Source organism: Vibrio sabulosilitoris, assembly GCF_055391395.1.
Map to the genome: position 1 here is coordinate 1669433 of NZ_AP029599.1, position 23978 is coordinate 1693410.

The following is a 23978-nucleotide window of genomic DNA, read 5'->3' on the forward strand; positions in this document are numbered from 1 at the left end:
GATTGAACTCAGGCTATTAAATTAAGGATTTTTAATGGTTTCCATCGGTGGATTGCCCGTACAGTCGATATCCAATCGCAATAAGGTCGACAAGGCAAAGAACAAGCAAAAGGTTCAGAAGTCACAGGACAAGGCCACCGTTGGTCAACCAAGCAAAGTCGCCAATGCGGTATCACATTCGATCCGGCACCTTAACGAGTCGGATCTTAATCGCGCCCATATCCAATATGATCTGCCACGAGGTCGCGGGCGCAAGGCGATGGAAGAGTACATGGATGTGATGAATCAAGCGTGTAAAGAAGAACTATCGAACCTGATTGGTGTCGATATCTACATCTAACTCTCGATGCAATTTAATCACAACAAGGGACTTTCTATGTCCGACCAAATGCACGGCCCGTCCGATTTGCTGCAAGAGTCGGTTGTGACTCTGGAGTGGGGCAAGCTCTGTTATCGAGAGTACGCACCCAGCGCCCAGACTGAGTCGCCAACCACACTGATTTTTCTCCATGGTTGGCTCGATAATGCTGCCAGCTTCAACTCTACTATAGAGTGCCTGGTCAAACTTCAGCCGAATTTGCGCATAATTGCTGTCGATTTACCCGGTCATGGGTGGTCAGACCACAAATTGCTAGGACAATACTACAACTTCCACGATTATCTACACGATATTTCACAGCTGGTGTGTAAATTGTCAGCGACAGGTTGTTGGTTCGTCGGTCATTCACTGGGGGCATTGCTAGCAGCTTGCTACTGCGCTGCATTTCCAGAACAGGTTTCTGGCTTAGTCCAAATTGAGGGCGTACTGCCACTCTCAGAGGAGCCAGACCAGCATGCCAAGCGAATTCGCAGTGCGATAGTCAGTCGCCAGCGGATCGAGGCAAAACCTGTCAAAAGTATCAGCAACTTGCAAAGTGCAATCTCTCGGCGTAGCCAAGTGAATAAACTTGAAGAGGCATTGATTGCGCCGATTGTTGAACGCGGCACTGTGTGTCGACAAGGTCGCTGGTATTGGCGTCATGATCGCCGTTTGATGGCGGAGTCGATCTATCGTATGACGCCCGCACACGCTGATGCGATTGCCCGCAGTATTGAGTGCCCATGGCAGATTATTTTGGGCAGTGAAGGCTATCAAGCTCTCACTCGCCAGTGGATAGGCTATCTTGATCAACAGCAGATAGACACCATTGAAGGCGGGCACCACTGCCACTTGCAAGCGCCCCAACGAGTAGCCGAAATAATTTCTGGCATAGTTAACAAAATTTAAAACGGTTGTTTAACCCCTAGGTGCTGAGCATCGATGACTATGGTGTAATAGCGCGCCTTATAATAACAACTGTACTAATAACGAGGAGTTTTAACGTGGATAAACCTTGGCTTTCTCGCTACCCAAGCGATGTACCCGAGACAATTAACCCTGACCAGTACACATCACTGGTAGAGATGTTCGAGCAGTCTGTGCAGAAATACGCGGATCAACCTGCGTTTATGAACATGGGCTCAATCATGACATTTCGCAAGCTTGAAGAGCGTAGCCGCGCGTTTGCCGCTTACCTGCAAAACGAGCTTAAACTGAAAAAGGGTGATCGCGTCGCTCTGATGATGCCTAACCTTCTTCAGTATCCAGTAGCCCTGTTTGGTGTGTTGCGCGCAGGCATGATCGCCGTTAACGTTAACCCGCTGTACACTCCTCGTGAACTTGAACACCAGCTAAACGATGCCGATGCCAAAGCGATCGTCATCGTGTCTAATTTTGCCAATACCCTTGAGCAGGTGGTTGAGAACACACCAATCAAACACGTGGTACTGACCAGCCTTGGTCAGATGCTGCCGCGCGCGAAAGGCACCATTGTTGACTTCGTGGTGAAGTACGTCAAAGGCATGGTACCCAAGTACAACTTGCCGGGCGCCATTTCAATGCGTAAGGCGCTGCACAAAGGCCGTCGCCTGCAGTACGTTAAGCCATTTATGTCTGGAGACGATATTGCTTTCTTGCAATACACCGGCGGCACAACGGGGTTAGCAAAGGGCGCTATCCTGACCCATCGCAATATGATTGCCAACGTGATGCAAGCCAAAGGTGCCTATGGTCCGGTACTGTCTGAAGGTCGTGAGCTAGTGGTGACGGCTCTGCCGTTGTATCACGTGTTTGCTTTGACGGTGAACTGCCTCCTGTTTATCGAGATGGGCGGCCGCAACCTGCTGATCACTAATCCGCGCGATATCCCAGGCTTTATCAAAGAACTTAAGCAGCACCCATTTACTGCGATCACCGGGGTAAACACCCTATTCAATGCACTGGTAAACAACGAAGACTTCCATGAGCTGGACTTTAGCAACCTACGCTTAGCCGTGGGTGGCGGTATGGCGGTGCAGCGCGCTGTCGCGGAAAAATGGAAAAATACCACGGGTTGTTATCTGCTAGAAGGTTATGGGTTAACCGAGTGTTCACCATTGGTGGCAGCTTACCCTCATGACCTTGTTGAGTACAACGGCTCGATTGGCCTGCCTGTACCATCTACCGAGGTGCGTATCATCGACGACGAAGGCAATCCACTACCTAATACAGAGGTGGGTGAGCTACAAGTGCGTGGCCCTCAGGTAATGCAGGGTTACTGGCAGCGCCCAGAGGCGACCAAAGAGGTGATCAATCCAGAGGGATGGCTATCCACAGGCGATATCGTTAAGTTTGATGAAGAGGGCTTCTTGCATATCGTTGATCGTAAGAAAGACATGATCTTGGTCTCGGGCTTTAATGTTTACCCGAACGAGATTGAAGACGTGGTTGCCCTGCACGGTAAGGTGCTTGAGGTTGCCGCTATCGGTCAGCCACATGAAGTCTCTGGCGAGCTGGTGAAGATTTATGTGGTGAAGCGTGACCCAAGCTTGACCAAAGAAGAAGTGATCGCTCACTGTCGTCAGCACTTGACGGGCTATAAGGTGCCGAAACTGGTTGAATTTAGAGAAGATCTGCCAAAGACCAACGTGGGTAAAATTCTGCGTCGCGTGCTTCGTGAAGAGAATGACGCTGAGTTAGCCAAAAAACAGTCCGCGTAATTCGCTGTTCAATCTGATAAAATGCCAGCCTTAATCCGCTGGCATTTTTTATTTAGCCCCAAAGAGATAGTTGAGTGAAGTACCAAATCGTAGACAGTCATCAAGCGCTGGTTGCCGTATGTAAGGCGGCGCGTCAAACCGAAACCGTGATGCTTGATACCGAGTTCGTCAGAGTTCGTTCTTATTTTCCCAAGTTAGGGCTGGTTCAGCTCTTTGATGGTGAGCAACTGTCGTTGATCGACCCGCTGGAAATTGAGGACCTGACGCCGCTTGCTGAGTTGCTACAAGATACGGGTGTGCTCAAGGTGTTGCATGCCTGTGGCGAAGACCTTGAGGTGTTTCAGAATGAGTTAGGCTGCCTGCCAACGCCAATGATGGATACGCAGATTATGGCGGCATTTTTAGGCCATGGGCTGTCGACAGGCTTCGCAACTTTGGTCAACGAATACCTTGGGATTGAACTGGACAAGTCTGAGTCTCGCACCGATTGGACAGCGCGCCCTCTTACCCAGAAACAGCTCGATTACGCAGCAGGTGATGTTCACTATCTTTGGCCACTGTATGCCGATCTGGCTGAAAAGCTTGAACAAACCCCATGGCAACAAGCGGCGGCAGACGAGTCGGGAAGCTTGGCACTTAAGCGCATAAAAACCATTGATAAAGACACTCTGTATCGCGATATCAAGGGGGCATGGCAACTGAGCCCTAAGCAACTGGCAGTCTTGCAGCCGTTAGCAAAGTGGCGCTATAAAGAAGCAATCAAGCGCGATCTAGCGCTTAACTTTGTGTTTAAAGAAAATGAGCTACTTGATGTCGCCATTCGTGGTATTACCTCGCTAAAAGGATTGGAGCAGTTGGGTGTTGACCAGAGAGCAATCCGCCGTCATGGCGAGCGTATTATCTCTATGGTCAAGAAAGCCCAATCGCTTTCTAAAGACAAGCATCCAAAACCAGTCTCTCGCATCGTTGATATGCCAGGGTACAAGCAGGAATTTAAGCTGCTTAAAGATGAAGTCAAAAAGGTTAGCCAACAAGTTAGCCTTGCGACCGAGTTCCTAGCATCGAAAAAGCAACTCAATCAGTTTTTGCGCTGGGTAAAAGAAGAGCAAATGGCAGCCGAGAGTCTGCCCGATGTGATGAAAGGCTGGCGAGCCCAGTGCTTCGAGCAACGCCTCGTCAAGGCGTTAGGCCGCTAAACGAACCACGAACAATGCGTTAGTTAACAGTTTATTAAATCAACTCGCGACTGAGTAATCCTTGTGGTGTCGAGTTGATCTAACGCAACTTGTTGTCGATAACCTTTCGTTACAGTTTCGGCGACGTGTGAGGGGCCGTCATGTTTGGTTACTCTAAAAAGGCTCAATAGCGATAACAATCAAAAACTGAACACCCATAATCGCCTCACCAGCAAACATAGAGTTTTAGACTCGCGCACAGGCCAAACGTGCGATAACCGTTTTCCCGAAATAGTCTGAATAATAGACTTTTTTGCGCCGGCATGAAGCTGGCGCTTTTTTTTACAACTCAAAGTTTAAACGCCGTTAATTGTCATATGCATTTAGCGCTTGCAACAGCAAAGGTTTAACGGCGGGGTAGATTTGATTTAAACGCATCTGGTAGAAATCAAACGCTTCTTTCCAAGATTCTTCGTTTTGCCAGTCAAGAGTGATTGTGGGTAGGCGGACTTTTAGCTTCTCTGGTATAAACTCAGTGCCCTTCGGCAATAATGACATCAACGATTCTCGCCTATCGGATAGATAATCAAACAAGTATTGCCCCAGTGTGTCTTTTCTGAATTTGACAAAAACACCCACCTCATTGGGTTTAGAACGATAAGTTGTAATCCAACTATTGTGTGCTCTTGGTGGTAACTCGAACCATAAGTGCCCTTGAGTCGAAGGGGTTGGTAATCTAATACTAGTGTCTTCAAGTTCAAGATAATCAAGCAATGCACTCCAATACTCGTAGGATTGGCTAGAACTTTTATTGGTAGCTAGTTCAATTTGCTCGTTGGTGGATTCCAGTTTTTCAGTAACTTCACTGCTTACTTGATTAATCGAAATCACTCGGCGCTCAATAATTTCAGTTTTGTGCATCACTTGCGGGTTCACGAGTAGTTGTTCACCCGGCATGTGGAAGATCTGCACCTCAACCATGGCAAAGGAAAACTCCATTGATGCATGAGTATTAAGAAAGTCCTTTATTGCAAAAGCTCCCTCTCGAATACCATCGCCTACTACCAATAACAAGAAACGGCCTTTTGAGAGGTTTCGCTGTACTGTATCAATGAACGAGGCTTCTAATACCTTGTGGCCATCTGCCTTAACCAATTCAATAAGCGATAAACCACCATTAACTGCACAAACCTTATTATCAAGTTCGTCGTAGCTCCAACTCATCAAGTCTTTAGCGTAATCGAGTATCTGTCCAATCACTTCTCTACGAGATTGAGGATTTCGATAGAGCTTGGTTTCCACGATGACCAATCGGCCCGATGGCGTCACATAGATGCAGTCCACTCGACCTGATTTAGTGACAAGCTCCATGCACACTGGTACCGCACCGGTATAGTCCGCATCAATCTCATAAAAGGGTAATAGGTCAGCGTTAGCAAAGATAAGTTTCTGCAACCACTTCTCATCGTAGATACCTGTTGCTTGCAACTCGACTCGTTGAAGTCTCTGAACGCCGCTTTCGGGGGATACGATGATTGGACCATTGCTCATGAAAGGACTCCGTTGCTAAATATAAACACTGAGGATAACAAACCGTAAGGCTAGCCTAATTCATTAATTTACAGTGTTTATGAAGTCTCATTTTGCTAACTTAATTAGTTAGCAAGTAGTGGAGCACGCCTGTAAGGGCAAGGCTATTACATTGTCGTGATATAGTCGGATAGGGTGTGTTTTGGCTAACCCTTTTCCTTGCCAGCGACGCTCAAGCAATTAAATCATGGTGATTTGACTTACTTTTTCCTATCTGTGTAATGTCAACTACGCTAGAGCTGAACAACGCCATTTCACCAAATTGCTTGCTACTAAGATCAGTACTAGACTATTTGACATTATTCTACGTTCAGATTGACGATATGACCCATACTAATAGGTATCTAAAGCAACTCCACTTGAGTTTAAGCTGGGTAATGAGTGTGTTATTTTTACTATCTGCTATTGTCATGCTTTTTCAGTCACTCTGGATTTCAGTCCTCTTACTGGTAAACTCATGGTTACTTTTTCCTCCCATCATAAGGAAGTTATCGTTTATTAAAAAGGGAGATTTGATTTTATTTCCCACTGTACCCACGATCGCACCATTAAAAAAATCGCTTGAGGATATGGAAATAGCGCTAGATTTTTATGACCGAACTATGTCGATCACTTCGTTTTCTGGTGTTGGTCGTCTGCCTGAAATATCGATACCAATAGCAAATATAGATAACGCACCTGTTGGACTGTCAGTGGCAGCAGGCTTCTATCAAGATGAATTTTTAATCTCCAGTGTAAAGCAGTTACTTTTGAATTCTACGAAATTCACCCAAGCAGTCTAAATGCAACCTATCAGTTTTCAATCCAGTTGGTAAAGACGATAAATTCCAACGAACCTTTCTCTATTTTCATCTCTGCCATGATGCGCGAGATGGGTTTAACTATTTGCATTGCTCATCAATGAAGGAGAGGTGGAGGGCGAGGTTATGCAAGATCTGGCCGGTGACTCCCCAAATAAAGTGATGCTCAAAACTAATCCCAAACAGTCGATGTTCAGTGTTTTGGATAGTAAAGGTGGCGGTTCGAAGTGCAGATCGTTTGAGTAGGTGGACGACGGGTACCTCAACAACTTCAGCCACTTCATCTGGGTTGATCTTGAGCTGATGGTGGGGGTCAATGAAGGCTAAAATCGGCGTGACATTGAACTGACTGATGGTTGGCAGAGGTGGCAAGGTGCCAATTGGGGTGATCAGGTGGCTGGGAATGCCGACCTCTTCTTGTGTCTCACGCAGGGCGGTATGAGTAGGGGAAGCATCTTCAGGATCTTGTTTGCCACCTGGGAAGCTAATTTGGCCTGGATGGTGGCGTAGATGTGTGGCTCGCTTAGTGAGCAAAATGGACAGTCCCTTGGGCCGCTCGATAAAGCCGATCAGGACTGCAGCTGGACGAAAGGTATCACTGGGCAGGTGAGCAAGTCGCCCTAGTGTTTGTGGATGATACGCCCTTTGAGGAGAGAGATTAAAATGCGTCAACAGTGATTGGCGCGTGATTGTCATAGCTCTCTCCTTGATTTCAGTTTGGGGATTAACGTGTGTTTACTATAGTACAGGCAAAATTCGGCTGACTTTATCCTGAGTTTCTTGATACTCACTCACGCAGTCGCTGTCGGCAACGATACCGCCCCCCGCCCATGCGTATAGTTGCCCGCCTTCAGCAACTAGGGTGCGGATGGTAATACTAGTATCCATCTGGCCATGGCGACTGATATAGCCAATACTGCCGCAATAGGCATTGCGTCGATGTGGCTCAAGCTCCTCAATGATTTCCATCGCGCGGATCTTAGGTGCACCCGTAATGGAGCCGCCCGGGAAACAGGCGCGCAGGAGTTGACTGGCGCTGTACTGACTGTCGAGCTGTGCGCGAATCGTGCTAACAAGATGGTGAACAGCCGGAAAACTTTCAATATCAAATAGCTTAGGAACATGCACACTGCCAGGTTTGGCCACTCGGCCGATATCATTGCGCAGCAAGTCGACGATCATCAGATTTTCCGCCTGATCTTTTGCGGCATTCGCCAGCTCATCCGCATTTTGCCTATCGATGATCGGCTCTTCACTGCGTGGTCGGGTGCCCTTAATTGGCTTAGTTTCGATAGCTGAGTTATCGAGCTGGATAAATCGCTCGGGAGAGACGCTCAGGATCACACTATCGTTCAAGCGAATAAAGGCGGAAAATGGCGCTGCATTTGTCGCTTCGAGCTTTTGATAGGCCTGCCACTCACTTCCTTGGTAGTCGGTTTGCCAGCGCTGGGCAAGGTTGATCTGGTAGCAATCACCGGACAATAGATAATTTTGGATTGCAGCAAACTTATCACTATAGCTTTGCGCCGTCATATTGGACTGCCACTCGGAGGTGCGTTTGAAATTCTCTGTTGTCACTGATGATTGCGACTCGAGCCAGTTCAAGCGAGCTTCGGGCGCCGGCGCAATCAGGTAGGCGGCTTTTAACTTGTGATCGACCACCAGTGCCCAATCGTAAATCCCGACAGCCATATCAGGCGTCGATAGGTCATGCTCAGCGATGGCTGGCATTGTTTCTACTCGGCGACCAAGATCATAGCCAAAATAACCCAGTGCACCGCCCACAAAAGGTAAGTGAGTATCGATCTCCAGTGATGGGCAATAGCGCTCGCTAAGTCGCTCTACCAATACAAAGGGGTCGTCGATTGATTGCGACTCGCCAGTTGGCTCATGGATGTCACTGACTGTGCCACGCGTGGTGACGGTCGCTACAGGGGCCGCAACCAAAATATCATAGCGACTATCGATATGCTCTTGTGAGGCTGAGCGAAGCAGCATCGCCCAGGGCTGTGCTTCGATAGTGGCAAAATAGCGTGTGGCAAGCTGTGGGTGGTAGTCGAGCTGGAGAAATTGTGGCTTGGCAATCGAGTGTGGCATGAAGCGGTGATCTTATTCAAAACAGTGGCGGCAATTTTTGACTATGTACTTAACAATAGCAAGCGATTGCCACTTGCTGGTACACAAAATAATCATCTTTGTCCAAACCGCGGTGAATATGTGCTCTGTGATCTAGTGACGGCTCGTCGAAGTCGCTATGATGTTGAAAACAAAATATGTCTATAGAGACTCTCTGAGACAAACACTTGAGCAAGAGGGAAGCAATGACGGTTATAAAAAAACAAGATGTGATTACAAGTGTGGCTGATGCACTCCAGTACATCTCTTACTACCATCCACTCGATTTCGTCCAGGCACTTGAGCAGGCTTATCACAAAGAGCAAAGCCAAGCAGCCAAGGATGCAATTGCCCAGATACTGATTAACTCCCGCATGTCGGCCGAGGGCCATCGTCCAATATGCCAGGACACAGGTATCGTCACCTGTTTCGTCAATGTCGGCATGGGCGTTCAGTGGGATGATACCAGTATTACCCTGCAGGAGATGATCGACGAGGGTGTGCGTCAGGCGTACACCAACCCAGATAATCCGCTGCGTGCCTCAATCCTTAAAGATCCCGCTGGCAAGCGCATTAACACCAAAGACAACACGCCAGCGGTAGTGCACCTGAATCTAGTCCCGGGTGACAAAGTTGAGGTTCAGATTGCGGCTAAAGGTGGCGGCAGTGAAAACAAAACCAAGATGGTGATGCTTAACCCATCTGACGATATTGCTGAGTGGGTAGAGAAGACCCTGCCAAGCATGGGGGCGGGCTGGTGTCCACCGGGTATGCTAGGCATTGGTATCGGTGGTACTGCCGAGAAAGCCGCGGTGCTGGCGAAAGAGTCTCTAATGGAGCACATCGATATTCACGAGCTTATCGAACGCGGTCCACAAAACGCGGAAGAAGAGTTGCGGCTGGATATCTTTAAGCGTGTTAATCGTTTGGGCATCGGCGCACAGGGATTGGGTGGCCTAACTACAGTAGTGGATGTCAAAATCAAGACGGCACCAACTCATGCTGCCTCAAAGCCGGTCTGCATGATCCCAAATTGTGCAGCAACTCGCCATGTGCACTTCACTCTTGATGGCTCGGGGCCAGCAGAGCTGACGCCACCAAAACTGGAAGATTGGCCAGATATTACTTGGGAAGCCGGTGAAAACACACGCCGAGTTAACCTTGATACGCTCACCCAAGAGCAAGTTCAAGAGTGGCAAACCGGTGAAACCTTGCTGCTGTCAGGTAAAATCCTGACGGGTCGCGATGCTGCGCACAAACGCATTCAATCGATGCTGGAAAGCGGTGAAGGCTTACCTGAAGGGGTGGATCTTAAAGGCAAGTTTATCTACTACGTTGGCCCTGTTGATGCCGTTGGCGATGAAGTGGTTGGTCCTGCAGGCCCGACAACCTCAACGCGGATGGATAAGTTTACCGATATGATGCTTGAGCAAACAGGCATTATGGGCATGATTGGCAAGGCCGAGCGCGGCGCTCAGACGGTAGAGTCTATAAAGCAGCATAAGTCTGTCTACCTGATGGCAGTCGGCGGTGCGGCTTATCTGGTTGCTAAAGCGATTAAGAAAGCACGTGTCGTGGCATTTGAAGATCTGGGTATGGAAGCGATCTACGAATTTGAAGTCGAAGATATGCCAGTTAGCGTGGCTGTTGACTCAAATGGCGTTAACGTGCATCAGATCGGTCCCGATACCTGGAAAGTTAAGATTGCAGAAGCAGAGGGGCAAGATTAAGGGAAAGATCTGCGTGGTCTCCCATATTCCCCAATAGAACTTGCTAGCTCTATTGGGGTGGTCTAACTTTAATCTGTTGATGTAACCGATTGGAAAGACGAGAAAATTAAGGGAGTAGTGCATGCCACGTTTTGTGCAGATCTTACAAATTTTGATTGCGATTGCCGTAGGTGGCTTGATCGGCTACGACCTGATCCTTCACGGCATTACAGTTTTTGAACAAAAGTACGTTCCAGTAACCTGCGCCTTGTTTGTCTTGCTTGAAATCAGCTTGTTCGTCATATACAAACTGATAGAAGACGATTAATCTGCAGTAAAAAAGTACCCAATCAGCCTCGGACCCTCCGAGGCTTTTTGCGCTAGAGGTATAGCCTAATTAATGAAGAGCCTAACCAGAGAAGTTTCCGATCTCGTTAACCGTGGTCTTGATGCCCATGTTCGGGTTGCAGTGACCGGCTTATCCACCGCGGGCAAGACGGCGTTTATCACCTCCTTGGTCAATCAATTTTTACACACTTCCACTCATGAAAACCTACCACTGCTCGATGCGGCCCGTAGCGGGCGACTGGTTGGCGCCAAACGTGTTCCGCAAACCAATCTAATGGTGCCAAGGTTTGGCTATGACGAAGCAATGGCGCAATTGACGAATAGTGAACCAAACTGGCCAGTACCAACGCGTGATGTGAGTGAGATTCGCCTTGCGGTTAAATATCGCCCGACCAGTAGGGCGCGGAAACTGGTGTCGAAAACCGCTACCTTGTACCTTGATATCGTTGATTATCCGGGTGAGTGGCTATTAGATTTACCTTTGCTTGAACAGGACTTTTTCCAATGGAGCGCAGGGCAATTTGTGCCTTTGTCTGGTAAGCGCGGCGAGCTGTCGGGTCAGTGGATTGCCGGGCTTGAGCAACTGGACTTGGATGCAGCAGCCGATGAATCACAGCTTCAGTACCTGAGTGAGCAATACACAGACTATCTCCATCAGTGTAAGCAAGCTGGTTACCACTGGGTTCAGCCCGGACGATTTGTGCTACCGGGCGATTTAAAAGGAGCGCCGGTGCTACAGTTTTTCCCAGTTAAGATACCGGCAGGGCATACACCGATAAAAGGCTCTAACCTGGACATGCTCATCTCTCGCTATCGCCAATATCAGACTAATGTGGTCAAGCGTTTTTATAAAGACTATTTCTCTTCGTTTGATCGTCAGGTAGTGCTGGTGGATTGCCTGTCTCCGCTAAACAAAGGCCGTGAGAGCTTTCAAGATATGCGCTTTGCGCTAGAGCAGATTATGCAAAGCTATCGTTATGGGCAAGCTAATATTCTGACACGCTTGTTTGCGCCTAAAATAGATAGAGCTCTGTTTGTTGCGACCAAAGCCGACCACATTACTCCGGAGCAGCACCCCAAGTTGGTGGCGCTGCTGCAAAATATGATTCACTCGGTCTGGCAGCGGGCGGCCTTTGAGCACATTGAGATGCAGTGCATGAGTATCGCGTCTATCCAGGCAACCCAGCCGGGGCATGTTTATGCCGACGGTAAGATGCAATCGGTGATCAAAGGCTGTGATATTGATGGAAAGCCATTGACCCTATTCCCAGGTAGCGTTCCTAAAGCATTACCAGGTGGAGACTTTTGGCGCAATCACCAGTTTCACTTCAGTGCATTTAGGCCACAGCCCATGGTCGAACACCAGCCACTGAGCCATATTAGAATGGACAAGGTGATCCAATATTTGCTTGGAGATAAACTTCGATGAAAGAGCATCAGCCACGGACCATTTATAAAGATGCCCAGTCGGTCGACGAGTCTGACACTCAGCACCTATTTGAGCAAGCTAAGCACTTTTCTGAGCAGGAAACCTTTGTCGTGACCACCTCAGAGTCAGCTCAGCCACCTGTGCTCGATGAGCTTGAGGGAATTATCCGGCCGAAAAAACGTCGTCGCTGGCCAGCGATGCTTGCAGCGGGCAGTTTTGTGGGTTTGGCGGGATGGCAACTGATTGATAACCTGGCTACGGCGATCGGGTCAAGCGATTGGCTGAGCCTCGGTTGGGCGGGATTTGTCAGTGTGTTAGGTGGCTTTGGCCTAGCGGCCCTAAGCAAAGAATGGCTTAAGCTGCGCCGCCTACGGGGGCACTTTTCTGTTCAAGAGCAAACCGAGCAACTGATCAAGGGCGATTCTGTCGGCAAAGGCGCTGAGTTTTGCCAAAAGCTTGCCCAAAAGAGCGGCCTTCGCGAAGAGTATCAGCCCTATGAGCGCTGGCGTAATGCGGTTAAAGCCCACCATAGTGATACTGAGATCATCGAGATGTATGATGCGATGGTGGTGACGCAGCTCGACCGCAGAGCCGTTCAGGTGATCACCAAGCATGCCACCGAATCGGCTGGCTTGGTCGCGATTAGCCCGCTCGCGACAGCGGACATGCTGTTGGTTGTATGGCGAAACCTCAAGATGATTGATGCGCTGTCTGAGGTGTATGGCATCGAGCTGGGTTATTGGTCGCGAATTCGACTGCTCAGGCTGGTGTTTGTCAACATGGCGGCTGCAGGCGCGAGTGAACTGGCGATTGACGCGTCAATGGACATGATGTCGATGGACTTGGCTGGCAAGTTATCGGTACGTGCAGGACAGGGGCTTGGTATTGGTATCCTAACCGCGCGCCTAGGCCTTAAGTCGATAGAGTTACTGCGGCCGACGCCATGGCATGAGGGTAGACGGGTTACCTTGGGCAGCATTCGTAAGCAAATCGTCTCAAAAGTTGCGGCATTGACGATCAAATAACCAGATTAACCCCTTGTACGACAACAATTCTTGACGCTTAAACCGAGGTGAGAGAAACTACTGTCAACTTTTCGTGACACCGTTAACAGGATAATTTTGTGCGTCTAGAAGTCTTTTGTGAAGATCGCTTGGGTTTGACTCGTGAGTTACTGGAGATATTAGCCAAACGTAGTATCGATCTTCGAGGTATAGAGATCGATGTGTCGGGGATCATCTATCTCAATTGTCCCGATATCGATTTTGATACCTTTAGCGAATTGATGACCGAGATCCGCAGGATCAATGGTGTCAAAGACGTGCGCAAAATCCAATTTATGCCAATGGAGCGGCAGAACCACGAGTTGCTGGCGGTACTCGATAGCCTACCTTCTCCGGTACTGTCGGTTGATCTCAAAGGCAATATTGATACTGCTAACCACGCAGCCAACAGTTTGTTCTGCGCCGATTCTGAGAGCTTGCATGGACGCAACATTTCGCAGGCACTGCCGAGCTTTTCCTTCCAGGATTGGCTGGATGGTCAGCGTAGTCGTGTGAGGGAAAATGTCGTCCATAACGGGCTAGATTATATTCTTGAACTGATGCCAGTATTTATCAGCGGCGATGATCGCGACCAAGCCTTGGTCAGTGCGGTGATTGCCTTAAGGCCGGTCGCAGAAGTGTCGCATAACACCGATGTGTTAACCCCGTCCCAAGAGCTCGGCTTTGAGCATTTCGTCGGTATTTCTAATCGCCATAAGTCATTAATCAGTCAAGCTAAAAAGCTCGCTATGCTCGATCAACCATTGCTGATTGAGGGTGAAACTGGCACGGGAAAAGAGATGCTAGCGCGTGCTTGTCATAATCGCTCTCATCGTTCGGCTGAGCCGTTTATGGTGTTGAGCTGTGCCTCTATGCCTGACGATGTCGCAGAGACCGAATTATTTGGTAACGCGCCAGGCTCATTCAACGATGATATTGGCCATAAGGGTATTTTTGAACAAGCCGATGGCGGTACAGTGTTTCTCGATGAGATTGGTGAGATGAGTCCACACCTGCAAATCAAACTACTGCGCTTGATGCAAGATGGCACATTTAGGCGTGTCGGTGAGGAGCAGGAAATGCATGTCGACGTGCGTATTATCGCCTCTACTCGGCACAATCTTTCAGAGCTTGCGGAATCAGGCCGCTTCCGTGAGGATCTGTTCTATCGCCTCAACGTATTGACTCTGACTATCCCACCATTGCGAGAACGTGCTAGTGATATCGGTCCACTACTTGAGCTATTTGTGGCCAAGCACGCCCACAATATGAACATGACCATCCCTAAGTGGTCTTCGGAGCTCGCCAGTCAACTCGCCACCCATCACTGGCCGGGCAATATGCGTCAGCTAGACAACACCGTTCTGCGCGCGTTGACCGAATTAGAGGGCAGTGAGTTGGTGGTGGATTACTTCCATTTGCCAAGCAATGAGAAGTTACCGACCTCATTCAACAGCCATCAGCTTGATGGCTCACTTGACGATATAATGAAGAGTTACGAAGCGCAGATCTTAGAGCACCTGTTTCAGTCTTATCCGTCGAGCCGTAAGTTGGCCAAGCGTCTTGATGTTTCCCATACATCGATTGCCAATAAGCTGCGCGATTACAGTATTCGTAAGCAGTAATCAAGATGGGAGAGATGTTTCGCAGGGGTGATGAGTTTATTTTGCGTACCGCTAATACTACGGACGCACAGATGATCAGTCGTTACTTTTGTAATAATAAACATGAGCTTAGGGCCTGGGAACCTGAGCGTGATGTGGAGTTTTTTACCGAGGTCGGTTGGCAAAAGAAACTGCTTAAACTGCAAGAGATGCATCGACTTGGGCTTGGCTATTATATGTTAATCACCGATCGCGCAGACAAACAGATGCTAGGTACTGTCTCTTTTAGCAGCGTGATGAGATTTCCTGTCCACAGCTGCAATGTAGGTTACTCCTTGGCAAAGTCTGAGCAGGGCAAGGGCTTAATGACTAAAGCACTGACACTCGCAGTGCAATATATGTTCGAGATTGAAAATATGCACCGAGTTTGTGCCGCTTATATGCCGCACAATAAAAAAAGTGCGGCGGTGTTAAGTCGAGTAGGTTTTGAGCGAGAGGGATTCTCTCAGCAATATATTTTAATTGATGGTCAGTGGCAGGATCATATATTGACCGCGATGATCAATCCAGATTGGAAAAAAAGAGATTAATATGTCACTAAGATTAGAAAAACAGCTCGCGCTATTAATGGAGCTCGACCAGCTAAAATCTGTGTTACGACGCACACGGGTAAAAAGTGCCGATGGGCGATTGGAAAATAGTGCCGAGCATAGCTGGCATGTGGCATTAATGGCGCTATTGTTCGAAGAACATGCCAATCAACCCGTTGACGTGGGTCGAGTGATTAAGATGTTGCTATTGCATGATGTGGTAGAGATCGATGCAGGTGACACCTTTGTCTATGATGCGGTCGCCTCTGAGAGCCAAGAGCAGAAAGAGCTTGAGTGCGCAGAGCGATTATTTGGTCTGTTACCCGAAGAACAAGGTCAGGCACTGTTCTCTCTGTGGCAAGAGTTCGAGCAAGCTCAAACGGCGGATGCAAAATTTGCTAAAGCCCTTGATAGAATTATCCCAATGCTGCTCAACCACTATAATCAAGGTCAGAGTTGGCTTGAGCATGGCGTACACAGAGATCAGGTTTTGACGGTCAATCGACGCATTGAAGAGGGCTCTGAGGCGCTATGGGCCAAGGCTCAGCAGATTGTAGAAAATGCCGTTGCCAACGGTTGGCTGAAGGCGGATTAACTATGTCTTACATTTCAATTGATGAATACAACAGAAAGTGGATCTTTACCCACCAATCGATGCCAGTGCCAGAATCGGATCTTGAGTTGATCAAACCGATGACACAGGCACGAGCCTCCCAATTATGGAAAGAGCAAATCAGTGCTACCAGTCCGGACGCTGCGCGATTCAGTAGTCAAGATTGGCCCGCTAACGACAGCAATTGGCTGGAGAATATCGATTGGATGCAGGCGTGGGAAGCGGAGGACAACCTAATGCCTGAGGGACTAGTTGAATATATTGACTGGCAAGATGATGTCACGGTGTATTTCTGCTACGAGAAGTACAATATCATCGAGACTAAGTGGTCGATATTCAAACGCTACTGGAAGAACTTCCTGTTTTATGATGATGGGCCGATTTTAATTGGTAAAAAACGCAGCCAAGCACTGTGGTTCCAAGAAGATGGCAGTGTAAAATTAGGTAAACGTCGCTAATTACTCATGGGGTTATTACTTCAAGCAATGATAGTTTCATAACCCCGTTCTCAATAAAACTATAAGGCTATTTGTTGAATTGGTTGCACATAAACTACTATTAGTTGTTGATAGAACGTGCAATTTATTCTCAGGTTGATAATATAGTCGCAGAATTAAAAATGGATTTTTTATTTGACTGGGTAGATATTGTGGAATCACTAATATTACAGCTTAAAAAAGATTTTTACGCTCGGCTAAGCAACCTACAAACTAATGGGATGGCGAGCAATGAATCGACTCTGTCTATCCTCACCTCCGAGGAAATTTCCGAACTTGAATCTGCTTGGGTTCAACTTAACGTCTGGAAACAGCAACAAACCTCTCACAGCGCGTAATCTTCGCGCCATTTCATTACCTTAATTTCATTACTTAATTTGTGGTTATTATCTCGTGGTAATTACGCATACCTTTGCCTACAATTGTTATGTTATAACATGTGCGATCAATTGCATTTCTTACTCGAGAAATACGGTTCATTGTCACTTATACTCAAATGACTACCTTGGCAGTAAATTGCGGGCGGCCACTGCGGGCGCCTAGTAAGACTGAAACTGCACCTTAAGGTGGCTTGAGGATAGGTATACAGGGTTGAACTTTTCATTTTCACCCACATATATAAGGTCGAAAGCAACTCAGCGTGGATAACAAGTAAAGCTAAGAGCGTAGCAACATGCACAGCACGCGTTGTTTGATGAAAGAGAGAGAGATATGGCGGAAGTAAGAGCTAGAGTAAATTTTAAAGTTGGTCAGCGAAGCGACATTGCAGCTGAACTTTTGTCGTTCAATGGTCTGAAAACCGCTAAAGAGCACGTAGCGGTGGTTTTCAAAAAAGCTGACCAAGCCCCATCAACCCCGCCTTTAGTCAGAATGCACTCTGAATGCCTAACCGGCGACGTCTTCCATTCCTCGCGTTGTGATTGCGGTGAGCAGTTGGATGAGACCATCAATCTGATGGGGGAGAAGGGCGGCATCATCTTGTACCTGCGCCAAGAAGGGCGTGGCATTGGGCTGTATAACAAGATCGACGCATATCGGCTGCAAAGCGAGGGTATGAATACTTACGAAGCGAATAATCATCTAGGTTTTGGTGACGACTTGCGTGATTTTACCGAGGCAGCTCAGATGCTCAAAGCGCTAAACCTGACGCGAATCCGCTTGGTGACTAACAACCCGAAGAAGGTGCGTGACTTGGAAGAGCATGGGATTGAGATAGCTGAGGTGGTGCACACATCAGCGCATGTAAAGTCGGGCAACGAGGAGTATCTCAAGGCCAAAGTTTCCCACGGCAAACATCGACTAACCATCTGATGCTATAAGGCAGTAGGTGATACGTAAAGTATTGAAACGCATCGGCTTGAACCGATGCGTTTTTTTAGGCCACGACAACACCAAGTCGTGCAGGGCAGATTAACGATATGTCATACCCAGTATGAGCTTAGATTTTGAGAACGCCCGGGTCTTGAGGCCAGCGAGATATAGGGTGTTGATTTAGTTCTACTCGTGCTTACGCGAGTGTTCTGTGGGCTAAGTGTCTAAATTTGCAACATTTTCATCTTCTGTTTGCCTTCCTATTCATCTAATATCACTGAATTAGTCTGGATATTAGATGAGACATAACCTTGTTGTTTCTAAACTTTAATACAGTTTCAAATGTGTTCTTTGCCATACTTATGTCATACACCTTACCTAGGGGATAGGACATGAAATCTTGGGTATTTTTCGCAGCATTTGGGGCATGTGCCTACGCCGTCGCCGAACCTTCGGACAATAGTAAACAGCTCATTTTGGCGGACTCGGCTCAACCCGCGTCTTCGATGATCCAGCAGCAGTCCGTCGATACCCTAGCTAAACCATTGACAGTTGACGGTGTTACGCTGGCATTTCCTACTCATGTCGAACGTCTTATGACATTGGCCAAACCCCTGTGGATTGACCCTGACGACCGCTTGGTTTTTCAGGAGCAACTTGCTCTGGTCGCACTCTCTGGTGTCAGCCCACTGCTAGAAGCGCGGTTAGACAGCTTGCTGGCGCTGGAAGAGCAGGAGAAATGGCATGCCTATGACCAGGTCGCGACCGATACCCTGCTGCTCTATGTTAGTTACGCTGAGAACGCCTCGGAGTATGGGCAAACTTGGTTCTATCAAGCGCCAATGCGCGAACTGAGTATCAAACCCTCAACCACTTCCCAAGACTCCTTAGTCAGTGCTATCGAAATGAATGCGCTATCTCAGTTTATTGACTACTATCGCCCGCCCCATGCCTCTCGAGAGGCTATTCGTAGTGCGCTTGAAGAGCTGACGGAACATTCGAATCAATGGGTCTCTTTAGTTTCAAGTGATGGCCTCAAGCGTGTTGGAGATTTACTGCCCGAGCGTGACTTGATTATCGAACGGATGAACATGGCGGGCATCGACACCTCTGGTGTGGTTCACGGTCTAGATTGGTATGATGAATCACTCAAGCAAGCCATGGTTGAATTTCAACGCATCCATGGTTTAAAACAAGATGCCATTATTGGTCCTAAGACTACTCGTTGGCTGAATGTGTCACCTCGCTATCGTAAAACCAAACTTGCCCTCAATCTTGAGCGTGCGAGGCTGTGGGATAAGGGTAATACCACCCAAGTCACCGTCAATGTCCCAAGTTTTGAGATGCAGTTTTCACACTCGGGGCAGCAACTGTTTGAGTCTAAGGTAGTGGTGGGTAAATTGCGTCGTCCGACCCCAATCATGGAAACACAGATGAAGTCAGTTGTTCTCAACCCAACTTGGAACATTCCGTGGAAAATTATGGTTGAAGACATCATTCCCAAAGCTAAGCATGACCCAAGCTATTTGGCCCGCCAGGGGATCGATATAATTGAGAGCTGGACGTCACCACAAATCATTCCCCCTGAGACAATCAACTGGGAAACCCTGCACCCAAGAGCTTTTCCTTTTAGAATGCGCCAACGTGCTGGTTACAATAATGCCTTGGGTCTATACAAATTTAATACGCCCAACCCTCGAGCCATTTACTTGCACGACACTCCAAGCAAAAACTTGTTTGACCAAGACATGAGAGCATTCAGTTCTGGCTGTATCCGGGTCGAGCATGCAGAGGAATTTGCTCAAGCTCTATTGGATTATCAAGGGATTGAGCGCGACAAATTGCTCAATGCAAGCACCAATCGGCATATTCGTTTTAACCGACAGATCCCAGTGATGATAATTTATCAGACGGCTTGGTTAGAAGATGGTGTGGTCCATTATCGCGATGATATTTATGATCTCGATGCACCTTATCACGAGAGCAATCCCAGGCTAATCGATATTGCTGTCGCGGGCAAAGCTCAAACAAAGCATTAACTCTACCGTTGTCAAAGCATTCGCATATTGTCAAATGACCTGCGCATATTGTCAAAGCACCCACATAGTGTCATAGTCTGTGCAAACTAAAATCGCAGACTATGACAGTAAAGGTAATGGTATGTCTCTAAAATACCAAGTGGTTCCCGTAACCTCTTTTTCTCAAAATTGCTCAATCGTGTGGTGTGACGAAACGATGAAAGGGGTAGTGATTGACCCCGGAGGCGACGTCAAGCAATTGCAAATGCTCATCGAAGAACTTGGCGTGACGGTAGAGCGTCTTGTATTGACTCACGGTCACCTTGACCACGTTGGTGGTACACAGTCTTTGGCACGTAATTTAGAGGGCGTAACGATTGTCGGCCCGCACAAGGACGACAATTTCTGGCTACAGGGCCTTGAAGGGCAAAGTCAGATGTTTGGTTTTCCATTAACAGAGGCCTTTGAACCGGATCAATGGCTGGACGAGGGTGACACTGTCACGTTTGGCAGCCAGTCGCTATCGGTTATTCATACGCCGGGCCACACTCCTGGTCATATCGTGTTGTTTAGTCAAGAAGCAAAGCTGGCTTTCGTTGGCGACGTGCTGTTTAACGGCGGTATTGGGCGCACTGATTTCCCGAAAGGCGATTTCAATACCCTCATCTCTTCCATCAAAGAAAAACTGTGGCCACTTGGTAATGAAGTGCGCTTTGTTCCTGGGCACGGTCCAGAGTCGACCTTTGGCTACGAGCGCAGAACCAATCCGTTCGTTGCTGATGAGATGCCGATGTTCTAGTGTCACCCCGCTGAGGTATCTCGTTCGTCCATCGCCTTCTCAACCGTAGTTGGACGGGATGCAGCGGCTAGATAGCGACGCGACAGGCCAATAAAATCCTCTATTGGTCTGTCCAAATCGCCTTGGGCAATAAAGATGTCGTAGCCGAAGGCACCACGCATGTGCCGCATTCGGTTAGCTAGCGTAGCCTGCAATCCCTTGTAGTAATGTTTTCCATCTTGGACGTGCTTGGAGTCCAAAACCAAGTCCTGAAATTTCTCACGCTCTTCTCTGTGAATGCCTGCATACAGTAGCGCGCGTTGTTCCATCAAGAGATCAACGGCCAATCTTGGGCATATTGAGTTGATAAATGGATGGTAGTCCTTAATCTTGATCCCTATCCATGGCAGGGGGCGTTTCCACCCATCGTCGTCTTCCTGACACTGGCCAATGACCTCGATATTATCCCAACTGAGCAGCCAGCCCCCTTTAACTCGATGTTGTTGAAGGTGGGTTGCGGTCAGTGTGAAGCCGTTATAGGCCTTGCGCATAATGTGATAGGTGAGTGCGACCGCAATACTACCAACTAAAAGAGAAATGAACGCGGTGCTGATCGAAGGTGATGAAAGAAAAAGAAAAACCAGAGCGACGCCAATCAGCACACCGATTAGCTTGATGACCATTGACTGGCTGATTTTTTCGCGATTGCTGATGTGTAGTGTTTCCATAATCTTCTTATCCAGGTTGGATCATAAGTGTAGGAAAGCGGCTAAGTTTTTGCTTTAGCGCCACCTACAGTTACTACTCAAAGCGGTGAAAATAAGATCAATTAACTGATTATTGATACAGTGGTTGTTAACAAAATGAGGTGACTTGGCAGCAAATCACAGCACTACCCTACAAATCGTCGCAATAATTTGGTATAAAACGCGCTATTAATTTTGACCACTGCGTATGGCAGTGTAGCGGAGATAATTGAATGAGACTTGCTCACAAGCGTAAGGTACAAGCTAAACTACAGAAACACATCAAAGCAACGGTTGCGAATGTTGCAAAAGCGAAAAAAGCAGCGCCAGCCAAACCAGTTGTCGAGAACGTTGTAGAGAAAGCAGTTGCTAAAACCAGCGTTGCAGCCAATGTTTCACTAACTCCTAAGCAACAGCAAGTATTTGATATTGTTGCTAACAATGCAGAAGGCATCAACCCTAAAGGCATTGGTCTAGCAGCAGGTCAAGAGGACGCAAAAGCGGCTTCTTGGGCAACAGGTGCTCTTAAAAAGCTTCTAGAAGAAAACCTAGTCGTAAAAGAGCAGCTTGCTGGTAACAAGGTGATCTACAAGATTGCTTAATGCTAGTGGCTAATTAGTGTACAGACGGTCTCTTCGGAGGCCGTTTTTTTCTTTAGAAAAGAGGCGAGAGGTGGGATCGCGTTGCTGCGCGAAGCGAGATGTGATCGTTAGGAGTTCACGCTAGACGCTTTAACTGATGGCTCGCTTTAACTTTCGATGAAATTAATTTTGAAACCGGCTGCTAGACCCAACCCTTGGAGCAACAACGTCACTCTAGCTAATCTCATTTCTACTTTAGGCTCAGTATCGCCTCATGTCCTTTCTGTAACACTCTGAGCAGTCTAACAAAACTGGCAACAGGTTTCTGTCATCGTTGCGTGATGGTTTGGTTAAGCAAATGACTGTATAAAATAACAGTATTCTTCTTGTGTTCGTGTTGGTTACTTCTATACTGTATATAACAACAGTATGGAGGTTGCTATGTTATTAGAAAAACTTGAACGCGTTAATCGCCTTCGTAAGCAAGCCATGAAAGACCCTGAGTTTCTTGCCGCGGCACAAGAGCATCAGAAGGCACTTGAGTATGAAAAAATTCACTCTGAAGCAAACAAGCAGCGCTCACGCTCACGTTCAGCTCGAACGTTATCAGAAATCTATCAAGGGCTTGATGTTGGTCAACATGGCAGTACTCGCCATTAGTCGCTATTGTTCATAACGGATCAGTATTGCTTAGGGGGATAGCTATTATTCGCGTTGGACCGTTATTAGTAGCATAAGGTCGTTGCATTGAGGTGCGGTCAGCATCGAGGCATCGAGATTAGATCGAATGATGATATAGGGCAGGGTAGCAGCATGGCACGGCGCAGATCGGCTGCGTGGACTAACAGAATTGAGTTAGGTTGCATAATGGTTTGGGTTTGCAGAGTTATGTGAGGTTAAAGAGTTATATGAGGTTGATAGTAACGACTGGTACTCGTCGTGGACTTGGTTCAGAATAGGGCATAGCTTTCTGTTTGGTATAGCTTTCTGTTTGGTATAGCTTTCTGTTTGGTATAGCTTTCTGTTTTTGCAGTAAATCAGCGTCTTGTTTATGAGGAACACTCGATTATGACTACCTTGGCCTCTATGCCTCGCTACTACAGTGAGTTGCTAAAAATGCTGTTTGCTCGTCACAAGCCAAAGGTGATTGCCAATGGTAGGGTAAATAATGACAGTCGTCATTCGTGTCGATTGACGGTGCTATCGGCACAGATTGACCCCAAGCAACTCAGCGATTACAACCGCTACTTTATGTTTGAGCAACACTCTGTTGCGTTACCCTTTTGGTTCGTATTCTCACAGCCAGCACAACTTGCCCTATTTAATCTGGAGAGCTTTCCTGTCTCCGTGCTCGGCTTGGTCCATACAGGGTTGACGATAGAGAAGCACCAGGAACGAGGGGCTCAAGAACAATACACCGTAGTTTCTGAAGTGACTAAGATAGTACAACAGGATTCAGGAACAGAGGTCGATGTCGCGATTTCGATATTCGCTGGAGGTGAGCTATGCGTATCTATGCTAAGCAGTTATCTGAGTCCAAGTCGTAAAAGAAATAGGCCTGGCCTTAAAGTTTCATCCAATGAGCAAGGTTATGACATGTCAGAGGCTCACCTTGTTGACTACAACATTGGCAAGGCACGCAAATATGCCAAGTTATCAGGCGACTATAATCCGATTCATATTCACACCGTTCTCGCGAGACTGTTTGGTTTCAAGCGACCTATTTTACACGGCATGTACTCGGTTGCCTCGCTATTTGCTTATTGCAACAAACGCAATCTGGGCAGTGATAAACAGATGCGAGTGCGTTTTAAGCGTCCGCTATTGCTCCCCCAGCAAGCGTATATCGTCCAGATGGATACACGCGGTTACTTGTTAAACCATGAGGGAAAATGCTGCGTCGAAATGGTTTGGTAAACCCCGTGCTCTCGCATCGATAAATAGGTATGAGGAGAGGGAGTAGAGCCTGATGAG

General features: G+C 47.7%; 23 protein-coding genes. 19 read left to right on the plus strand and 4 right to left on the minus strand.

Annotated features, from left to right (window positions below):
* Nucleotides 1-34: 34 nt before the first annotated feature.
* The 4 genes from ACZ5R2_RS07945 (at nt 35) to rnd (ending at nt 4253) form a co-directional block, all read left to right on the plus strand.
* Nucleotides 35-340: a chromosome partitioning protein ParA gene (locus tag ACZ5R2_RS07945; RefSeq protein WP_464901756.1), complete on the plus strand. Its 306-nt coding sequence runs from the start codon at nt 35-37 to the stop codon at nt 338-340.
* Between the two features lie 36 nt (nt 341-376).
* Nucleotides 377-1267 (plus strand): alpha/beta fold hydrolase, encoded by an 891-nt coding sequence (locus tag ACZ5R2_RS07950; protein ID WP_464901757.1) that lies wholly within the window; start codon nt 377-379, stop codon nt 1265-1267.
* A gap of 95 nt (nt 1268-1362) precedes the next feature.
* Nucleotides 1363-3057: a long-chain-fatty-acid--CoA ligase FadD gene (gene fadD, locus ACZ5R2_RS07955; protein WP_464901758.1), complete on the plus strand. Its 1695-nt coding sequence runs from the start codon at nt 1363-1365 to the stop codon at nt 3055-3057.
* A gap of 74 nt (nt 3058-3131) precedes the next feature.
* Complete coding sequence (rnd, locus tag ACZ5R2_RS07960; protein WP_464901759.1) at nt 3132-4253, plus strand: ribonuclease D; 1122 nt, start codon at nt 3132-3134, stop codon at nt 4251-4253.
* 345 nt (nt 4254-4598) lie between these two features.
* Here rnd and ACZ5R2_RS07965 read toward each other — a convergent pair whose 3' ends face one another.
* Nucleotides 4599-5783 (minus strand): hypothetical protein, encoded by a 1185-nt coding sequence (locus tag ACZ5R2_RS07965; protein ID WP_464901760.1) that lies wholly within the window; start codon nt 5781-5783, stop codon nt 4599-4601.
* Between the two features lie 416 nt (nt 5784-6199).
* Here ACZ5R2_RS07965 and ACZ5R2_RS07970 point away from each other — a divergent pair, with 416 nt between their 5' ends.
* Complete coding sequence (locus ACZ5R2_RS07970) at nt 6200-6604, plus strand: amidase family protein (RefSeq protein WP_464919435.1); 405 nt, start codon at nt 6200-6202, stop codon at nt 6602-6604.
* A 99-nt stretch (nt 6605-6703) separates the two neighbouring features.
* On the opposite strand, the gene ACZ5R2_RS07975 is transcribed toward ACZ5R2_RS07970, so the two are convergent.
* The gene (locus ACZ5R2_RS07975; protein WP_464901762.1) at nt 6704-7318 is read right to left on the minus strand and encodes a CoA pyrophosphatase; all 615 of its coding nucleotides are present in this window, start codon (nt 7316-7318) and stop codon (nt 6704-6706) included.
* Nucleotides 7319-7360: 42 nt separating this feature from the next.
* Nucleotides 7361-8719, minus strand: a complete 1359-nt coding sequence (gene pabB, locus ACZ5R2_RS07980) for an aminodeoxychorismate synthase component 1 (protein WP_464901763.1) — start codon at nt 8717-8719, stop codon at nt 7361-7363.
* A 224-nt stretch (nt 8720-8943) separates the two neighbouring features.
* Here pabB and ACZ5R2_RS07985 point away from each other — a divergent pair, with 224 nt between their 5' ends.
* The 11 genes from ACZ5R2_RS07985 (at nt 8944) to ACZ5R2_RS08035 (ending at nt 20698) form a co-directional block, all read left to right on the plus strand.
* Nucleotides 8944-10467, plus strand: coding sequence for a fumarate hydratase (locus tag ACZ5R2_RS07985; protein WP_464901764.1), 1524 nt, complete (start codon nt 8944-8946; stop codon nt 10465-10467).
* Between the two features lie 121 nt (nt 10468-10588).
* On the plus strand, nt 10589-10774 hold the full coding sequence (locus ACZ5R2_RS07990) for a hypothetical protein (protein ID WP_438460000.1): 186 nt from the start codon (nt 10589-10591) through the stop codon (nt 10772-10774).
* A gap of 72 nt (nt 10775-10846) precedes the next feature.
* Nucleotides 10847-12223: a YcjX family GTP-binding protein gene (locus ACZ5R2_RS07995; RefSeq protein ID WP_464901765.1), complete on the plus strand. Its 1377-nt coding sequence runs from the start codon at nt 10847-10849 to the stop codon at nt 12221-12223.
* The gene (locus tag ACZ5R2_RS08000) at nt 12220-13248 is read left to right on the plus strand and encodes a YcjF family protein (RefSeq protein WP_464901766.1); all 1029 of its coding nucleotides are present in this window, start codon (nt 12220-12222) and stop codon (nt 13246-13248) included. Before ACZ5R2_RS07995 ends, ACZ5R2_RS08000 begins: the two co-directional genes overlap by 4 nt.
* Nucleotides 13249-13346: 98 nt before the next feature.
* Nucleotides 13347-14891, plus strand: a complete 1545-nt coding sequence (gene tyrR, locus ACZ5R2_RS08005; RefSeq protein ID WP_464901767.1) for a transcriptional regulator TyrR — start codon at nt 13347-13349, stop codon at nt 14889-14891.
* Nucleotides 14892-14896: 5 nt separating this feature from the next.
* On the plus strand, nt 14897-15460 hold the full coding sequence (gene rimJ, locus ACZ5R2_RS08010) for a ribosomal protein S5-alanine N-acetyltransferase (protein WP_464901768.1): 564 nt from the start codon (nt 14897-14899) through the stop codon (nt 15458-15460).
* 1 nt (nt 15461) lies between these two features.
* Nucleotides 15462-16055 (plus strand): HD domain-containing protein, encoded by a 594-nt coding sequence (locus ACZ5R2_RS08015; RefSeq protein ID WP_464901769.1) that lies wholly within the window; start codon nt 15462-15464, stop codon nt 16053-16055.
* A 2-nt stretch (nt 16056-16057) separates the two neighbouring features.
* Nucleotides 16058-16531, plus strand: coding sequence for a DUF2947 domain-containing protein (locus tag ACZ5R2_RS08020; protein ID WP_464901770.1), 474 nt, complete (start codon nt 16058-16060; stop codon nt 16529-16531).
* Between the two features lie 750 nt (nt 16532-17281).
* Nucleotides 17282-17881 (plus strand): GTP cyclohydrolase II, encoded by a 600-nt coding sequence (locus ACZ5R2_RS08025; RefSeq protein WP_464901771.1) that lies wholly within the window; start codon nt 17282-17284, stop codon nt 17879-17881.
* A 392-nt stretch (nt 17882-18273) separates the two neighbouring features.
* The gene (locus ACZ5R2_RS08030; protein WP_464901772.1) at nt 18274-19920 is read left to right on the plus strand and encodes a L,D-transpeptidase family protein; all 1647 of its coding nucleotides are present in this window, start codon (nt 18274-18276) and stop codon (nt 19918-19920) included.
* Nucleotides 19921-20041: 121 nt separating this feature from the next.
* Nucleotides 20042-20698 carry an MBL fold metallo-hydrolase gene (locus ACZ5R2_RS08035; protein ID WP_464902337.1) on the plus strand — a complete coding sequence of 219 codons (657 nt, stop codon included), beginning with the start codon at nt 20042-20044 and terminating at the stop codon, nt 20696-20698.
* A gap of 2 nt (nt 20699-20700) precedes the next feature.
* Here the strand turns inward: ACZ5R2_RS08035 and ACZ5R2_RS08040 are convergent, their stop codons facing one another.
* Nucleotides 20701-21405, minus strand: a complete 705-nt coding sequence (locus tag ACZ5R2_RS08040; RefSeq protein ID WP_464901773.1) for a DUF2982 domain-containing protein — start codon at nt 21403-21405, stop codon at nt 20701-20703.
* Between the two features lie 251 nt (nt 21406-21656).
* On the opposite strand from ACZ5R2_RS08040, the gene ACZ5R2_RS08045 reads away from it, so the two are divergent.
* From ACZ5R2_RS08045 to ACZ5R2_RS08055, 3 genes are all read left to right on the plus strand, one after another.
* Nucleotides 21657-22025 carry a MarR family transcriptional regulator gene (locus tag ACZ5R2_RS08045; protein ID WP_438460011.1) on the plus strand — a complete coding sequence of 123 codons (369 nt, stop codon included), beginning with the start codon at nt 21657-21659 and terminating at the stop codon, nt 22023-22025.
* Between the two features lie 420 nt (nt 22026-22445).
* Nucleotides 22446-22664: a hypothetical protein gene (locus tag ACZ5R2_RS08050; RefSeq protein WP_464901774.1), complete on the plus strand. Its 219-nt coding sequence runs from the start codon at nt 22446-22448 to the stop codon at nt 22662-22664.
* Nucleotides 22665-23072: 408 nt separating this feature from the next.
* On the plus strand, nt 23073-23921 hold the full coding sequence (locus ACZ5R2_RS08055; protein ID WP_464901775.1) for a MaoC/PaaZ C-terminal domain-containing protein: 849 nt from the start codon (nt 23073-23075) through the stop codon (nt 23919-23921).
* Nucleotides 23922-23978 lie beyond the last annotated feature (57 nt).

Excerpts from the sequence above, each read along its gene's own strand:
- ACZ5R2_RS08055 (WP_464901775.1), top strand. The coding sequence starts at position 23,073 with ATGACTACCTTGGCCTCTATGCCTCGCTACTACAGTGAGTTGCTAAAA.
- pabB (WP_464901763.1), bottom strand. The coding sequence starts at position 8,719 with ATGCCACACTCGATTGCCAAGCCACAATTTCTCCAGCTCGACTACCAC.
- ACZ5R2_RS08020 (WP_464901770.1), top strand. The coding sequence starts at position 16,058 with ATGTCTTACATTTCAATTGATGAATACAACAGAAAGTGGATCTTTACC.
- ACZ5R2_RS07985 (WP_464901764.1), top strand. The coding sequence starts at position 8,944 with ATGACGGTTATAAAAAAACAAGATGTGATTACAAGTGTGGCTGATGCA.
- ACZ5R2_RS08040 (WP_464901773.1), bottom strand. The coding sequence starts at position 21,405 with ATGGAAACACTACACATCAGCAATCGCGAAAAAATCAGCCAGTCAATG.
- ACZ5R2_RS08015 (WP_464901769.1), top strand. The coding sequence starts at position 15,462 with ATGTCACTAAGATTAGAAAAACAGCTCGCGCTATTAATGGAGCTCGAC.
- ACZ5R2_RS07945 (WP_464901756.1), top strand. The coding sequence starts at position 35 with ATGGTTTCCATCGGTGGATTGCCCGTACAGTCGATATCCAATCGCAAT.
- ACZ5R2_RS07995 (WP_464901765.1), top strand. The coding sequence starts at position 10,847 with ATGAAGAGCCTAACCAGAGAAGTTTCCGATCTCGTTAACCGTGGTCTT.
- ACZ5R2_RS07975 (WP_464901762.1), bottom strand. The coding sequence starts at position 7,318 with ATGACAATCACGCGCCAATCACTGTTGACGCATTTTAATCTCTCTCCT.
- ACZ5R2_RS08000 (WP_464901766.1), top strand. The coding sequence starts at position 12,220 with ATGAAAGAGCATCAGCCACGGACCATTTATAAAGATGCCCAGTCGGTC.
- ACZ5R2_RS08045 (WP_438460011.1), top strand. The coding sequence starts at position 21,657 with ATGAGACTTGCTCACAAGCGTAAGGTACAAGCTAAACTACAGAAACAC.
- rimJ (WP_464901768.1), top strand. The coding sequence starts at position 14,897 with ATGGGAGAGATGTTTCGCAGGGGTGATGAGTTTATTTTGCGTACCGCT.
- ACZ5R2_RS07990 (WP_438460000.1), top strand. The coding sequence starts at position 10,589 with ATGCCACGTTTTGTGCAGATCTTACAAATTTTGATTGCGATTGCCGTA.
- ACZ5R2_RS08030 (WP_464901772.1), top strand. The coding sequence starts at position 18,274 with ATGAAATCTTGGGTATTTTTCGCAGCATTTGGGGCATGTGCCTACGCC.
- ACZ5R2_RS07970 (WP_464919435.1), top strand. The coding sequence starts at position 6,200 with ATGAGTGTGTTATTTTTACTATCTGCTATTGTCATGCTTTTTCAGTCA.
- ACZ5R2_RS08050 (WP_464901774.1), top strand. The coding sequence starts at position 22,446 with ATGTTATTAGAAAAACTTGAACGCGTTAATCGCCTTCGTAAGCAAGCC.
- ACZ5R2_RS08035 (WP_464902337.1), top strand. The coding sequence starts at position 20,042 with ATGTCTCTAAAATACCAAGTGGTTCCCGTAACCTCTTTTTCTCAAAAT.
- ACZ5R2_RS08025 (WP_464901771.1), top strand. The coding sequence starts at position 17,282 with ATGGCGGAAGTAAGAGCTAGAGTAAATTTTAAAGTTGGTCAGCGAAGC.
- ACZ5R2_RS07965 (WP_464901760.1), bottom strand. The coding sequence starts at position 5,783 with ATGAGCAATGGTCCAATCATCGTATCCCCCGAAAGCGGCGTTCAGAGA.
- ACZ5R2_RS07950 (WP_464901757.1), top strand. The coding sequence starts at position 377 with ATGTCCGACCAAATGCACGGCCCGTCCGATTTGCTGCAAGAGTCGGTT.